At 34.7% G+C, this 860-nt stretch carries 1 protein-coding gene; it reads right to left on the bottom strand.

Features of this window, described 5'->3' with window-relative positions:
• On the bottom strand, positions 1-860 hold an 860-nt coding region (locus tag MCY_RS07360), incomplete at both ends, for a type ISP restriction/modification enzyme (RefSeq protein ID WP_007347742.1).

The raw sequence follows: 860 nt of genomic DNA, 5'->3' as shown, positions 1-860 counted from the left end.
TACCTGTAATTTGAATTACTTTATTCTCTGCTGTTTCTCCTATCGGGAATATGCGCATCTGATAAGCACCATCACAGTTGAGAGCAGAATCATTATACAACCACTGTCGTGTAAAGGGACGATACAAACTTTTGGTAAGACAATTTTCCTTAAAGTTGAAAAACTTTCCTTTTACTAAATCTTTTTTGAGATTATAACTCCAACTTATTTTGCTCTCATCTGAATTGACAAAACTATTGATAACCTTTGTACGTGTTTTGCTATCATTACGTGGGGCGGTATCATTAAAGCGTTCTACTTCACTGTTATAGAATGTAATCATATTATTCATGTTTTTCTTTAAAACTTCACGGCTTGAGTTATATGCCCAAGCATCGCGGCTTGTCATTATGCCACGAGAAAACATTGCAAATAATTTTTTATCGTTATTTTTTTTATCACCTAGAGCTAAGAACGCTTTGAAATTTTCATCACGTTGATTTATCCAATCACCATGCCCGTTTGGTGTAATTATTTGCCAGTTTTGTTCACGTGTAATACCACCAATACTACCAAAGTATTTGAGAGCCGTAAGTTTTTCTTTTATCGTACGATTATTACCAATATCATGATAGTAAATTTTACAAGGTCCAATAGCATTGGGATTTTTGATAAATAGTGTTACCGCAATACCCGTCATACTACCATTACCAAAAATATTCTCACCTTCTTGAGCTCTTCCATTGCTTAACATATTTTTACGGATATCTCCCCGTAAATTAAGCACATAAATGCTCGTAAACTCTTTGGCTAAAGATTTTCGTAAACTGTCCATTGTTGGCTTGTCTATGTACCCAGAACCAGAAACAAAGCCGATTACT

The organism is Bartonella rattimassiliensis 15908, assembly GCF_000278215.1.
Taxonomy (GTDB): domain Bacteria; phylum Pseudomonadota; class Alphaproteobacteria; order Rhizobiales; family Rhizobiaceae; genus Bartonella; species Bartonella rattimassiliensis.
This window is presented reverse-complemented; position numbering and strand designations above follow the sequence as displayed.